At 38.6% G+C, this 14,485-nt stretch carries 11 protein-coding genes; 3 read left to right on the top strand and 8 right to left on the bottom strand.

Translation table 11 applies throughout. From position 1 onward, the window contains the following. Window positions 1-26 precede the first annotated feature (26 nt). Window positions 27-494, bottom strand: coding sequence for a CinA family protein (locus DK207_RS15190; protein WP_109441918.1), 468 nt, complete (start codon window positions 492-494; stop codon window positions 27-29). A 229-nt stretch (window positions 495-723) separates the two neighbouring features. Between DK207_RS15190 and DK207_RS15185 the strand changes: the two genes are divergently transcribed. After that, window positions 724-2,145, top strand: coding sequence for an iron-containing redox enzyme family protein (locus DK207_RS15185; RefSeq protein WP_109441917.1), 1,422 nt, complete (start codon window positions 724-726; stop codon window positions 2,143-2,145). Window positions 2,146-2,183: 38 nt separating this feature from the next. Further along, window positions 2,184-4,325, top strand: coding sequence for a catalase HPII (gene katE / locus DK207_RS15180; protein WP_416224690.1), 2,142 nt, complete (start codon window positions 2,184-2,186; stop codon window positions 4,323-4,325). Window positions 4,326-4,366: 41 nt separating this feature from the next. On the opposite strand, the gene DK207_RS15175 is transcribed toward katE, so the two are convergent. Then, entirely contained in the window at window positions 4,367-5,335 is a 969-nt protein-coding gene (locus DK207_RS15175; protein WP_109441915.1) for a N5-glutamine methyltransferase family protein, read from the bottom strand. Between the two features lie 47 nt (window positions 5,336-5,382). Continuing rightward, entirely contained in the window at window positions 5,383-6,261 is an 879-nt protein-coding gene (locus tag DK207_RS15170) for an SDR family oxidoreductase (RefSeq protein WP_109441914.1), read from the bottom strand. 545 nt (window positions 6,262-6,806) lie between these two features. Here DK207_RS15170 and DK207_RS16025 point away from each other — a divergent pair. Further along, complete coding sequence (locus tag DK207_RS16025; protein ID WP_109441913.1) at window positions 6,807-8,051, top strand: KGG domain-containing protein; 1,245 nt, start codon at window positions 6,807-6,809, stop codon at window positions 8,049-8,051. A 189-nt stretch (window positions 8,052-8,240) separates the two neighbouring features. Here the strand turns inward: DK207_RS16025 and DK207_RS15160 are convergent, their stop codons facing one another. The 5 genes from DK207_RS15160 to DK207_RS15140 form a co-directional block, all read right to left on the bottom strand. Continuing rightward, entirely contained in the window at window positions 8,241-9,605 is a 1,365-nt protein-coding gene (locus DK207_RS15160) for an NAD(P)/FAD-dependent oxidoreductase (protein ID WP_109441912.1), read from the bottom strand. A 102-nt stretch (window positions 9,606-9,707) separates the two neighbouring features. Continuing rightward, window positions 9,708-10,463 carry a hypothetical protein gene (locus tag DK207_RS15155; RefSeq protein WP_109441911.1) on the bottom strand — a complete coding sequence of 252 codons (756 nt, stop codon included), beginning with the start codon at window positions 10,461-10,463 and terminating at the stop codon, window positions 9,708-9,710. An 83-nt stretch (window positions 10,464-10,546) separates the two neighbouring features. Beyond that, window positions 10,547-11,422, bottom strand: coding sequence for a phytanoyl-CoA dioxygenase family protein (locus tag DK207_RS15150; protein ID WP_109441910.1), 876 nt, complete (start codon window positions 11,420-11,422; stop codon window positions 10,547-10,549). A gap of 85 nt (window positions 11,423-11,507) precedes the next feature. Further along, entirely contained in the window at window positions 11,508-12,422 is a 915-nt protein-coding gene (locus tag DK207_RS15145; RefSeq protein ID WP_171293705.1) for an alpha/beta hydrolase, read from the bottom strand. 71 nt (window positions 12,423-12,493) lie between these two features. Continuing rightward, window positions 12,494-14,029, bottom strand: a complete 1,536-nt coding sequence (locus DK207_RS15140) for a flavin-containing monooxygenase (RefSeq protein ID WP_171293704.1) — start codon at window positions 14,027-14,029, stop codon at window positions 12,494-12,496. Window positions 14,030-14,485: the final 456 nt, after the last annotated feature.

The raw sequence follows: 14,485 nt of genomic DNA, 5'->3' as shown, positions 1-14,485 counted from the left end.
TATTAGAATAACAATTCTATACATATTTAATTTTGCAAAATTTTATAAATATCACTGCATATGTCATTAAGAAGTTTTTTTAACTTTGACTGTGGGCTGCCATCATATATGGTTTTAAATTTATAAATCTTATTTTTATATTTTATGCAATAAAAAAAAGTTCCTACAGGTTTTTTTTTAGTTTCGGAACCACCTTTCTTTAGTAACCCTGTGCAAGAAACATATATATCTGACTTACAAATTTTTCTGGCTTTTTTAATCAGTTCAGCTGTGACTTGCATCGATTCAGCGGTGTGTTTTTCTACAAGTTTATGTGAGACATTTAACAAATTTTCTTTTATTTTTAAGTCATAGCAAACTAACCCGCCATTCAATATATCTCCAGAATGAGGATCTAAAGAGAACTGATAAGCTAAATATCCTGCGGAAGCACTTTCAATAAAAAATATTTTAAGTTTCAGATCGGAAAGTTTTTTACAAGTTTTTTTTAACATAAAAGTTCCTTTTGGTGGATAATAATACTAGATTATTCCTTTTTTTTTAATTAAGCATGAATAAATAATTCAAAATGTTAAAATGTAAACTTTCACAAAATTAAATTATTGATATTTATTGATTTTTATACGTGATTGTTTTTCTGTTAACTTGTTTTAACAAAATCTTGATGGGAATGTAATTTGTGCATTGTAATGTAATTTTATATTTTCTATTCGGAGAATGAAAATGACTGTAGTTGTTAAAAAAAGATTACTGGACTTGTTACAGGATGAACATAAAAATTATTACGAGTTAGTTAGTTTCTTTCTTGATGGTGATGTTTCAAACTTTGAAAAAGAAAAGAAAGCTGTAAGTTTATTAACTCAGGAATTTGAAAGTAAAGATTATAAAGAATCTAACTTACCAAAGAATTTTGAAGATATAAAAGATTGGTTTATTAATGATAATGAAAATGTACGTAAAAGCTATCAGGATTACTTGGTTCGAAGAAATGCTGGAGGAGAAAGGGAGTATTTTAAAAATACAGGGCAAGTATTTGAGTTTTTAATAAAAGTTTCACCTACAAAAAAAGTAGATGGATCATGGTTATATAGTATGGTGAATTATTGGAATGATCCTGTATTTCATGATCTTATTTTAATTTATTTAGAAGAATTGGGTTTGGGAAAAGCCAAGTCCAATCATGTATGTATTTACGATGATTTATTAAGATTATTGGGTTTAGACGATTTTGAAACTTTCCTTGAAGATGAATATTATCATAATGCAGCGATTCAACTTGCATTAGGCTATGCACCACCTGAGTTTATACCAGAAATTATCGGTTTTAATTTAGGTTATGAACAATTGCCTTTGCACCTCCTTATAACGAATTATGAACTTAATGAATTAGGTGTTGATTCGAAATATTTTAATCTTCATATTACGATTGATAATTTAGATAATGGGCATGCTCATAAGTCTGTGAAAGTCCTAGAGAATGTATACAAGAAATATAAAGATAAAGATTTATTTATGAAAAAAGTTAGACGTGGTTTTAATCTAAATCAGCATGGAATATCGTCTAAACAAATTATCGAAAATCTTAATCTTGAAACCTTTGTACAGAGTATTTTGAAACGAAAAGCTTTAATAGGGCAGTTAGTACATAACGAAAAGTCTATTTTTGGGTGTAAAACGATTAATCAATGGCTTTCATATCCGAATGAGATGGATAAATTCATTCAACAGTTGATAGAAAAAAGAATGATTATATTAAATTGCGATCCTAATGAGAGTTTGTTTTGGCGATTAATTAATAATGAAGATGGAAAGATGTATGGTGTATTTACGGCCGCAGAAAAGCAAATTATACATGACTGGATTGCTGGAGAAGCTTATTCATCTCATACACTACCGTTTAAGCAAAAGTTAATAGAGTCTCAACCGCTGCATGAATATTTATTTAGTTATATTTCTGATAGTGAATTAGAAAAATTACAAAGTAGAGTCGATCAAACCAATAATTTTGCTCTAAAACTTTGTAAGTTAATTCCTTATTTAGCTCCTGATTCTCATCATAAAAGTATTGGACTGTGGAGTACCGAAAAATACGTGGAATTGTTATTCCCTTATTTAACAGGATCTCCGAGTAGTAAAACTCCATAAATTGTAATGCATTCTTTTAACTAGTCGTAAAATAGGATATTCCAATGAGTGATAATTTTGATGATTATAGAAAGAAAAGTGCTTTAGCCGGTGATACACCAGATAAAAGCAATACAACGGATAAATCAAAACAACTTGATCAAGTTAGAAATGATGCAACTAACGAAGCATTAACCACCAATCAAGGTGTGAAGATTTCTGACAATCAAAACAGTCTAAAAGCGGGCGTTCGTGGCTCAACACTACTTGAAGATTTCATTCTACGTGAAAAAATAACTCATTTTGACCACGAACGTATTCCTGAAAGGATTGTACATGCTCGAGGAGTAGGGGCACATGGTTATTTCCAAGCTTACCCAGGAAATGAAAAATTTACCAAGGCAGGCTTTTTAACTGATACCAGTATCCAAACTCCAATTTTTGTTAGATTATCTACCGTGCAAGGTCCTAGAGGCTCTGCGGATACGGTGCGTGATATTCGTGGTTTTGCTATTAAATTTTACACCCAAGAAGGAAACTTCGATTTAGTGGGCAATAACGCTCCAGTCTTTTTTGTACAAGATGGGATTAAATTTCCCGATTTTGTACATGCAGTAAAACCTGAACCTCATACAGAAATACCGACTGGGGCTTCGGCTCATGATACATTTTGGGATTTTGTGTCGCTCGTACCAGAATCTGCCCATGCAGTAATGTGGGCGATGTCGGATCGCGCTATACCGCGAAATTTACGATCTATACAAGGTTTTGGCGTACACACATTTCGAATGATTGATGCTGATGGAAAAGCTCGTTTTGTTAAATTTCATTGGACTCCCAAACAAGGTTTGAGTGCCCTCGTATGGGATGAAGCACAGAAATTAGCGGGTAAGGACCCTGATTTTCATCGTAGAGATCTTTATGAAGCGATTGAAGAAGGGCTTTATCCAGAATGGGAGCTGGGCGTACAAATTGTTGAAGAAGAGGACGAAATGAGTTTTGATTTCGATCTTCTTGATCCAACTAAGATCATTCCTGAAGAATTAGTCCCTGTTACGCCTATAGGTAAATTTATTCTAAATCGCAATGTGGATAATTTCTTTGCTGAAACTGAGCAAATCGCTTTTTGTCCAGGTCATATTGTTCCCGGAATAGACTTTACCAATGATCCTCTCTTGCAGGCGCGACTATTTTCATATACTGATACACAACTCAGTCGTCTAGGCGGTCCTAATTTTCATCAGATTCCAATTAACAAGCCTGTTTGTCCTTTCCATAATCATCAACGTGATGCGATGCATCAACATGAAATTCATAAAGGACAAGCTTCTTATCAGCCGAACTCCATTGATGACAATTGGCCTTTAGAAACACCTCCTTCTGCAAAAAATGGTGGCTTTGAAAGTTATCAAGAAAGAATTGATGGGCATAAAATCCGTCAACGCAGTGATTCTTTTTCAGATCATTTTTCTCAAGCTCGACTATATTATCAAAGTCTAGCCCCTCATGAACAGAAACATGTAGTTGATGCATATACCTTTGAATTAAGTAAGGTGCAACGCCCTCATATTCGTGAGCGTGAGGTGAAGACAATTCTTGCTAATATTGATATGGATCTAGCAAAGCAAGTAGGACAAAATCTAGGGATAGAGGTTCCAAATTTAGAAGGAAATTATAAACAAACGAGTTTAAAAAAATCGGAACGTCTTTCTATGCAGGCGTTTATTCCTGATGATATTCAAGGCAAGAAAGTATCCGTACTTATTCATGATAAAGTGAATACTGAGACTTTGCGCACCATCGTCAACTGGTCGATTAAAGAGAATGTTATTGTTCATTTACTTGGTCCTACTCTAGCACCTGTAACGGGTGTGGGTGGTGAAGTCATAACATGTGATGGTATACAAAAAGCTGAGCCATCGGTCATATACGATGCTGTTATTATTGCAGATGGTGATAATTTAAATATGGTACAGGCTGATGGTGTTACCAAGCATTATCTTCTTGAAGCATATAAGCATTTAAAACCTATTGTTTTTCTGGGTAATAAATCTCAATTAGTTGATCAACTTGGATTAATGCCAGATGACGGTACGCTACTACAAGATGATTTCAATGAGGTCACTGAGAAGTTGAAGTATTTATTGCGTCACCATCGCGTTTGGAGTAGAGAAGCTTTGATGGAAGCCATACCCGCATAAGATTCTCATGGAAAGGCCCCAATAGAAATTGGGGCTTTTTTCTATTTATGGAAAAGCTTGACTAATACTACTGCTATTCTTTCTATATGTTGGTAAGCAGCTTGTTCAAGCTCTTCGCCAAAAACATCTGGATCAATTTCTTCATAAGTGTATTGAAAAGCTGGGTACTCTTGAATCCATTCTTCTATCGCTTCGAGGAATTTATTCCCTTGATGACTAATCGCAATGCCCGTGTATAAGAACAACTTTCCATTAGAGGTGAGTCTTTTGATGCCTTCTTTTAGAATATTAAATGCTAAATCTGTGCCATCGAGTTGGGTTCCCCCATGTCTATATTGGCGTTTAGATGGATCCATTAAGTAAGGGGGATTAGCAAAAATGAGATCGAAATTTCCTTCTAAGTTTGAAAACAAATCACTATAAATAGGAAAAACATTATCAACACCCACAAATTTTTTATTTATATGACTAAAAAATAAAGCTTTAGGATTTATATCAACTGCAAAAATTTCCTGCATATGAGGAAAGGATTTACTCATTGCAATTGCGACTGGAGAGGCGCCACAACATAACTCAACACTACGTTTTATAGGTTGTGTTTCATTTAATAGGTATTGTTTTAAATGGTAATAGAACCGATAAGTATCTGGTCCAAAGAAAACCGCATCATTTTCAACGGTTGGAAAAGCAGAGTGAATAAATAATTCATCATTTAGTGAAGCAACTCTGATATTACTTAACCATTGATTATCTTCAATTCGAATCAGATGTGCTTTTTTTAAAATAAAAAAAAGACCATTATCTAGCTCTTCCGGATAAAATGGCATATTCCAACCAAAAATGTCTTTTAAGCTTCTCATTTCTGAGTCGGATTTTTGCTTTCTTCTGAAGATTCGCTCATGAGTTAGAGGGGTAATAACTGTAAACCGATAATGTTTTTCCTTTAAAAAGTTTAATAAGTAAAGTAAAGCTTTTTCCTGTGAAATATCTATATTTAGTTTTTGGTTCATTTTTAATCCTCTTAAGAATAAGAAAACCTCCATAAAGGAGGTTTCTTTTATCCATTAACAATCTGACCACCATTTACATGGATTATTTGTCCAGTGATATAACTCGCATCATCTGATGCTAAAAATAAATAGGCCGGTGCAACCTCACTGGGCTGACCCATTCTTCCCATGGGGGTATCTTTACCAAAACTTTCGACAGTTTCTGCATCAAAGCTACTTGGGATGAGTGGCGTCCAAATGGGTCCAGGCGCAACGCCATTTACTCGTATACCATTTTTTTGTTTCATAAAGTTATTCGATAAGCTACGAGTGAACGACGTAATTGCACCTTTGGTACAAGCATAATCAACTAGCTCATCATGGCCCTGATAACTTGTAATACTAGTTGTATTGATAATGCTATCCCCTGGATTTAAATGGGGGAGTACTGCTTTAGTTAAATAAAACATAGAAAAAATATTAGTTCTAAATGTTTTGTCCAATTGTTCATTACTAATATTGATAATATCTTTTTGCTGGAATTGGACCGCTGCATTATTTACTAAGATATTTATTTTTCCAAAAACTTTCATCACCTCGTCTACACAACGATTAGAAGTTTGAGGATCGGTTATATCTTCCTTAAATAGGAGACAATGCTGTCCCTCTTGTTCAACAAGTTGTTTAGTTATTTCAGCATCTTCTTGTTCTTCTAAATAAATAATAGCAATATCAGCACCTTCCCGTGCAAATAGGACAGCGACGGATCGGCCTATACCACTATCTCCTCCAGTAATCAGAGCAACTTTATCTTTCAATTTATTACTGCCCTGATGACTTTCTTTGATAATTTCTGGATCTGGAGACATGACTTCTTGTTGACCAGGTTGATGTTGCTGCTGCTGTGCTGGGGCTGATTTTGGATAGTGATCATTTGGATGAGTCATTTTTAAAATTCCTTAATCTTGATTTTATTATGATTATTTAAAAATGTGTTTTTTTGGGTAAATACAATGTTTTTGTTGGTTATATTTGTGAGGTTTTGGTGTGAGAAGGTAAGAGATTATAATGCTTAAACATGATTTAATTGACCAGACATCCTGATAGTTTTAGGTGAAATTATTTTTATACTAATTAGTGGGTTAAATTTTTATTTTAAATTTTGTGTTCATTAGATTTACTTGATTGTGTTTATTTGTTGCTATTATTTATTTTTTTAACTTGTTGTAAGATTGTATTTCTTTGTTCTCTTAATTAACTTATTTATTTTTTTATTTACTTGTAACGTAATTATAGTATCGCTCTTTAATGTTTTTTATAAAAATAGCCTATTGAGTAATAAAGGTATTTTAATTTTTTTGTCAATCTTAAAGAAACATTTAAAAGTATTGAAACATAGCACCGTTAGAGGAATTTTTTATTAGCTTCTATTGTGATTATTGCCGAGTTTAAAAAGGCAAAGAATATAATTTTAATAGAGGAATAATTAATTATGGCTAATCAAGACTCTAGATATGATGATCAAGACAATAGTTCAGGTACCTCAAATCGTGGATTCGCAAGTATGGATCCAGATAAATTAAGAGAAATTGCTAGTAAAGGCGGGCGCGCGGCCCATGCGAATGGAAATGCTCATGAATTTACCTCTGATGAAGCACGTGAAGCAGGAAGAATGGCTCATGCTAGGGGAAATGCTCATGAGTTTAGCTCTGAAGAAGCACGCGAAGCAGGATCGATGAGTCATAGAAATGGCCAACGATCAAGTAGTCGTGATGATGATGACGATGATTACGACAACCGTGGCGGTCGCGGACGAGGCCGAAGTCGTAGCCGTGATGATGATGACGACGATGATGACAACCGTGGCGGTCGCGGACGAGGCCGAGGTCGTAGCCGTGATGATGATGACAACCGCGGAGGTCGTGGCCGTGGCCGAGGTCGTAGCCGTGATGATGATGACGACGATGATGACAACCGCGGCGGTCGTGACCGTGGCCGAGGTCGTAGCCGCGATGATGATGACGATGATGACAACCGCGGAGGTCGCGGCCGTGGCCGAGGTCGTAGCCGTGATGATGATGACGACGATGATGACAACCGTGGCGGTCGTGGCCGTGGCCGAGGTCGTAGCCGTGATGATGATGACGATGATGACAACCGCGGCGGTCGCGGACGCGGCCGAGGTCGTAGCCGTGATGATGACGACGATGATGACAACCGTGGCGGTCGTGGCCTTGGCCGAGGTCGTAGCCGTGATGATGACGACGATGATGATGACAACCGCGGAGGTCGTGGCCGTGGCCGAGGTCGTAGCCGTGATGATGATGACGATGATGACAACCGTGGCGGTCGTGGACGCGGCCGAGGTCGTAGCCGTGATGATGATGACGATGATGACAACCGTGGCGGTCGTGGCCGTGGCCGAGGTCGTAGCCGTGATGATGATGACGATGATCGCGGAGGTCGTGGACGCGGCCGAGGTCGTAGCCGTGATGATGATGACGATGATGACCGCGGAGGTCGTGGCCGAGGTCGTAGCCGTGATGATGATGACGATGATGACCGCGGAGGTCGTGGCCGAGGTCGTAGCCGTGATGATGACGACGATGATGACCGCGGAGGTCGTGGCCGTGGTCGGGGCCGTAGCCGTGATGATGATGACGATGATGACCGCGGCGGACGAGGGCGTGGAAACTCTAGTCAAAAACGCGATGAGTACGGGCGTTTTACACGATAGTGTGTTTCACAGTGCCTAGATAAATAATAACTATTTGTTTTCACCTAAAGATATTGAGTAATTTAATTTACTCAATATCTTTTTATTCATACTGGAAGGGACCTTAAAGTAACTGGTGAATGCATCGTGGGTTCTGCCAAATTTTAAGAAACCATGGTCATCATCGCATCCTGATAGTGATTACATCACCTATTTCGCATCGGCATTTAGCGCCTTACGGTCAGTCAGACGATCGTAAACCCCGGCTGCTGTGAAAGCAGTTTTAAATGCACACCACTGGAACGGTTCTGGGAGGGTAGAAGGTGTCTTGTGATATAAGGCAGTCAAAATAGGGTTTTCAGTTCCTTTAATTTTCTCGGCAAGGAGCTGCCCGATGAGGGAGTGGGTGGCAAGTCCATGACCTGAACAGCCAGCGACATAGTAGATGTTTTGCTGTGGTCCAGTTGTGCCTACTACGGGTAGTGCATCATATGCCATACTAACGTAACCACTCCAGCAGTGTTTGATACCCAGACCCCGAAGTGTTGGATGACGCTCGTGCAATGTCCTTGCTAAAGCAGCGTATGCATTATCATCTGGGACATTCGGTGTCTTAGAACCATAAACGTAATTTAACTTCTTAACCGTTAAAACCATTGTGTTGTGTGCAGTCAGACGATGACTCTCCATCATCAGATGTGGAGTAATAATACCTTCTCGACCCTGCCAACCCAGTGAGGCTAATTGTTTTGGAGACAGTTGTTGAGTTTCAATAGCTGAAACGCGTATTGGCGCAACTTTGTCACGTAGTAGCCCTAACTGAGGTGTGAAAGCATTTGTGGCTAATACCATGATTGGTGCACTTGCACTGCCACGAGCAGTTTTACAGGTGATGGTCGATCCCTCAGTATAAGAAAGCAAAGGTGTTTTTTCATAGAGCTTAACACCTGCCTGAATGGCAGCACGACGTAAACCACTAACATATTTACCAGGATTTAGTGTGCCGCCACGTTGCTCACTGGCAAACAGAAAAGCGGGTGGGATCCCGCGGGCACGCATTTCGGCTTGGTCTACAAAGCGAGTATGAGAGCCTAGTTTCTCACCTACTTCCATACTCCGACGTAGCCATTTTTCCTGAGAAGGATCTATGGCAGCTCGCAAAATGCCCGAAGGATTGTAATCACACTCAATACCTAACTCCACCAGACGTTTTTCAACATAAGTCACTCCCTCGTCATAGAAGTTGACAAACTTGGTTGCATGCTCAACGCCAACTCGATTGGCGAACATCTCGAACTCAATGCCCATACTACCAAGTAGATAGCCCGCATTACGTCCACTGGCACCAAAACCACCAAACTCCTGTTCAAGTACGATGACTTTTGCACCTCGAGCGGTCAGCTCAAGAGCGGTGGACAGACCAGCAAAGCCAGCCCCAACCACGATGACATCTGCGCTGACAGAACCTTCCAATTCAGGTTGAAGGTCACTCGGCTGCTCTATCCAGCCTCCAAGAAGTCTAAAGGGTAAATTTTTAGAATTATTGATCATCATTTCTTCATTTATCTGATTCATTTTTTATTCCTCTATCATTGTTTCGCTGAGCTATAACACGACGTTTAATCTTGTGGAAAACGTGTTTACTATCAGGTGGAAACATTGTTATGGTGGTTAAGTTTACTGTCGCGCTGCAACAAAAGATTGCTTAGAAAGGCCTTGCAAGCGTTCGAGTGCTACATAGGCGTAATACAACTGAATTGCACCATAAGACCAAGTAATAAAAGCCCATGTCATAAAAATCATATAATTGTCGTCGCCAGGTATAGGGAAGAAATCATAGACGATCGCAACGGCTAGACCGACAACGGCTGTTACCGCCGTCGCCATCGCATGTAAACCTTCTCCAGCTTGAATCAAACGCAAGATAAAGTAGCAGAGGTAGATCGAAAAGATTGTCCACATGATGACATAGAAGTAAGGACGTGCCTCGTTAAAGAAATCAGCAGTAAAGACGACAAAAGTACCCACAAATGCAGCTGCAAACAGCATAATTTCTTTGAGAGCGGAGGGCTTAAAATTGTGTGTAAGTGCCATCAAGCCAAGCACTGCAATCACTGGCATACCGAAACTACGAGAGAATGAATCAAGAAACATTGTGATCGAATAATTAACATGCCACTCCGTCAGCATAAAAGAGACAAAGTTTGTCGCTGAAAAAGCAACAATCCACCACTCCAAACCCAGCAGATAATTGTTTTTCTTGAGGAATTTAGCGCCATAGATCCAACTAGAAAGAGCCAGCACAATACAGGCAACAAGCCCACAAATATTGATAATTTCCATGATTGCAGCCTCTGTCATTTCAGTGTGAGTTAATACTTTTGCTGCAGTAGCCTCCATTTCACTGCCTACAGCCAGACCAAGAATTTTCATAATATGTCTTCCTTGAAAAAAATAAGAAAATTCCTAGCCGAGAGAAGTTTTCTTACCTTTTGATATCCTAAATTTAATAAATATTATGTAATCCCTGTGGTTTTAAAATCTGGGACATTGAGCATATCGATTGGGTTCATCATCTTACCCTCATGCTCAACAAATCCGACAAATGTCGTACTCATGTTCCAGCCAAGCATTCCTTTTAACTCATCTGGAAAGCCTTTAATGGTTTCTGTTGATAGGGACAAATAATGATTTTCTTCTTGTCGAAGGAAGCCTAAATCATAAGACATCGTTAAACCAATGCGAGGTTCATGACTTACATTTGCTCCACCGCCATGATAAGTAGAACCAATCCATATCAAAGCGTCTCCCGCTTTCATTTCAGCTGCGATGGTTTCATCTTCTTTCGGTACTCTTTCATCATCCCATAGATGACTAGCAGGAATGACGCGTGTAGCACCATTTTCTTCAGTAAAATCAGTCACTGCGAACATGATTTGTACTCTTGCTTCGCGACCATATACGGGATGCTGCCACATCCAAACCGTATCATCCCGATGTAAGGGTTGGGCTTTTTGACCCGGCCAAATTTGAATAGCTTGCGTGACACCAACTTGAATGTCTGGGCATAATTCAATTCGATTTTCACCGCTCCAGGTGCTTAGTGGTTTTTGCAGAATAGCTTTCGCAGTTTCCAAAAATGTTGGATTCATTGCCACCAATGGCATTTGTGGTAAACGTGCAAATAAACGACTCATTCTACGCGTCTTTGTGCCTGCAAAATATTCATCTTCTCCATCAGGGATCAACTCTAATTGTTGAGATAATGCTTGATGAATATCTTTCGTGATTTCTTCACTTAAAAAGTTTTCAATGATGACTCCACCATCTCTTTGAATAATCGAGACGATCTCATCTACTTTTGTATCTTTGCTTAGTTTTACAAGTGACATAAGATAATTTCCTTATCTTTGATTAAAATATATTCAAAGTTTTTTAAAAATGGCTTTGAATACAGTCATCTATTTGGTGTTTAGCTTATTTGGAGGCTTTCGGCGCAAATATATTTTTTAAAAACTTAATTTGATCATTCAGCACGGTTTCATGCCATGTATCCGCATAGAAATCAAAATGATCGATCGGATATTCCAGTAGCTCAGAAGGACCTTGGATTAAACTCGCTGTTTTTCGAGCTGGGTCAGGGGGGGCAATTTGGTCATTAGAACCAACTTGAATTAAAGTCGGACACTTCACATTTTTTGCAAAAGAAATTGGTCGGTTGTATGAAACTTCCAGCGCTGCGCGAGCACAAACTTCATTACGCCAAGTTGGGCCAGCCATCGCAGTGTAACTTTCTTCAGCACCAGGAGTACTAATCATCGCTGATGTGCCGGGCTGCCCAACAATTGGAATGAGATGGGGAGGGCGTTGAGCAACGGCATGAATTAAATCTTTTATGCCATGACCTATAGCAGTCGTTATCTGCCTTATCCCACCATATTGGAATACTTGTTTTAAAGCGGCTAAACCATCTGTTGCGGGATTCATTGAGATCACTGCCGAGATCTTTTGATCTTGAGCTGCAACTGTGATCACGTGACCACCAGAGTAAGATGTGCCCCAAAGTGCGATACGAGTGCGATCTACATTCGGTAAGCTTCTTACCGCTGCAATCGCCGCGTGATAATCTTCTCGTTGACTGAGATAAGATACGTGTTGTCTTGGTAATCCAGCAGACTCCCCAAATCCACGATAGTCAAATACAAAGGTGTCAAAACCTGCTTGGCTAAATGGTTTTGCAAAATCTAATAGTCCCGTATCTTTTGTTCCGCCAAAGCCTGTCGCCATAACAATGCAAGGTCGTCCGCGTGAAGACTGATATTGATCAGACGTTGCGGGGATATACCATGCCGAACATGTAATTCCTTTACTGGTAAATTTAATATTTTCCATAATATTTTTCCTGATTGATATTCGTCTCAGTTTTGAATCCTTCAACCAAGACGAGTAGGTAAATGGCAGTGTTAAGCTTGGATTTTTATCTGTGCGGAAAGGTGTTCTTCAGTCACGATGATTGGTTTTTTCTTGAGCTGAATATTTGTAAAATGTAACTCTTTATCGGAAACAGCACCTTTCTGAAGTCGTTCCAGATCAAACTTATAATCTTGTTTTACAATCCATGGACCTTCTGTACCCGCCATCGGAAATTGTGCAATGCTTCTTTGGATATAGCCTGAGTTCAAATCTACAAATGGAACACGTTTCATATTTTTATTGCGAATCACGGGTGTGAATGTTCCGTACTGATTTTCATCCATGTAATCCAGCAATCTACAGAAGTGTTTCCAGACGAGATCAACTTTTAAAGTCCAAGAAAGGTTGGTATAACCAAAGGCGAAGGCAAAGTTAGGAATATCAGATAACATCATCGATTTAAAAATAGTGGTATCTGGGTAGTCTATTTTTTTACCATCAACAGCTAATTGGGTTTTGCTAAATGCAATCGCATTTAAGCCCGTCGCAGTCACAATGATATCTGCTTCAAGGGTTTTTCCTGATTTAAGTAAAATACCTTCTTTGGTAAAGCGATCAATATGATCAGTTACAACAGAGGCTTTTCCAGAAGAAATTGCTTTGAACATATCTCCATCTGGTACAACACATAGACGTTCATCCCATGGATTGTACTTCGGTGAAAAATGAGTTTGGACATCAAAATCTTTTGGTAAATTACGTTGTACATCCGAGATGAGGAAGCGACGCATTATTTTTGGGAAGCGTCGACTGAGTTTGAAAACACCTCGCGTTAAGGTAATGTTTTTACGGCGGATAATGTCGAAAGCATGTTGTGGTGATAGAACACGATTGAGTGTATTCGCGATCGAATCTGTACTTGGTGCAGCCATCACATAACTAGGTGATCTCTGCAGCATAGTAATATGCCCAACCTCTTGGGCCATTGCAGGAATTAAGGTGACTGCTGTTGCACCACTACCAATTACCACGACTTTTTTACCAGCGTAGTTTAGATTTTCTGGCCAGTGTTGAGGGTGAATGATTTGTCCTTGAAACTCTTCAGTTCCTTTGAACTCAGGTGTGTAACCTGCATTATAGTCATAATAGCCTGTACTCATGAGTAAGAAACGGGAGCGAAAAGTAGTTAAACCTTTTTGATCTTTACATTTTACCTTAACCGTCCAAAGGCCTTCATCAGAGGAGAATTCGGCACTCGTCATATAATGGCCAAATCGAATGTGGGATTGAATGTCATTCTCAGTGATGGTTTCTTGTAAATAATCACAGATCATCTGAGCACTGCCAAAAACCCTTTTATTGGTCCAAGGTTTAAAGCCAAATCCAAATGACTGCATATCTGAATCTGAGCGAATGCCTGGGTAACGAAATAGACTCCATGTGCCTCCAATTTCGTCACGACCTTCTAGCATGGTAAATGTTGTATTCGGTCTATATTTTTTTAAATGGTATGCTGCACTAATACCTGAGATCCCTGCACCAATAATTAAAACATCAGTAATAGCAATTTGATCTGATGTACTCATATCTTTTTCCTCTTTACACAATTTTAGTAAATTGAGCATCAGTTAGATTCTCTAAGATGATGATTTTTAATCTTCATTTTCCCTGATGAACAAAAGCCTGAATCCAATTCGCTTTCACTTAGATTTAAATCGAAGTGCAGTCTAGGCATATCAATATTATTAAGCCAATAATTACACAATGTCAATGACACGGTGTAATTATTAATTTCTATCTATTTAATTTATTGATTTATATTATAAATTTTGTAAAAAGATGGGGTTTAATCGATTCTTATGTTCTGTGTAGAGCATATATTGGTTGGGTTGGGTGAGGGCTTGAGAGTATTCGTTCTAACGAAAAGTGGAGGTTAATTTGTGCTGAAATTCTTATATTTAAAATTATCTAGATGGTCTTAGTTATTTTAATTATGTTTCATAAGATATTAAAAAAATTAAATATTATAAATTTATTTAAAC

The sequence above is a fragment of the Acinetobacter haemolyticus genome, assembly GCF_900406815.1.
GTDB classification, from domain to species: Bacteria; Pseudomonadota; Gammaproteobacteria; order Pseudomonadales; family Moraxellaceae; genus Acinetobacter; species Acinetobacter haemolyticus_A.
This window is presented reverse-complemented; position numbering and strand designations above follow the sequence as displayed.

Excerpts from the sequence above, each read along its gene's own strand:
- DK207_RS15190 (WP_109441918.1), bottom strand. The coding sequence starts at position 494 with ATGTTAAAAAAAACTTGTAAAAAACTTTCCGATCTGAAACTTAAAATA.
- DK207_RS15185 (WP_109441917.1), top strand. The coding sequence starts at position 724 with ATGACTGTAGTTGTTAAAAAAAGATTACTGGACTTGTTACAGGATGAA.
- DK207_RS15175 (WP_109441915.1), bottom strand. The coding sequence starts at position 5,335 with ATGAACCAAAAACTAAATATAGATATTTCACAGGAAAAAGCTTTACTT.
- DK207_RS15170 (WP_109441914.1), bottom strand. The coding sequence starts at position 6,261 with ATGACTCATCCAAATGATCACTATCCAAAATCAGCCCCAGCACAGCAG.
- DK207_RS16025 (WP_109441913.1), top strand. The coding sequence starts at position 6,807 with ATGGCTAATCAAGACTCTAGATATGATGATCAAGACAATAGTTCAGGT.
- DK207_RS15160 (WP_109441912.1), bottom strand. The coding sequence starts at position 9,605 with ATGAATCAGATAAATGAAGAAATGATGATCAATAATTCTAAAAATTTA.
- DK207_RS15155 (WP_109441911.1), bottom strand. The coding sequence starts at position 10,463 with ATGAAAATTCTTGGTCTGGCTGTAGGCAGTGAAATGGAGGCTACTGCA.
- DK207_RS15150 (WP_109441910.1), bottom strand. The coding sequence starts at position 11,422 with ATGTCACTTGTAAAACTAAGCAAAGATACAAAAGTAGATGAGATCGTC.
- DK207_RS15145 (WP_171293705.1), bottom strand. The coding sequence starts at position 12,422 with ATGGAAAATATTAAATTTACCAGTAAAGGAATTACATGTTCGGCATGG.
- DK207_RS15140 (WP_171293704.1), bottom strand. The coding sequence starts at position 14,029 with ATGAGTACATCAGATCAAATTGCTATTACTGATGTTTTAATTATTGGT.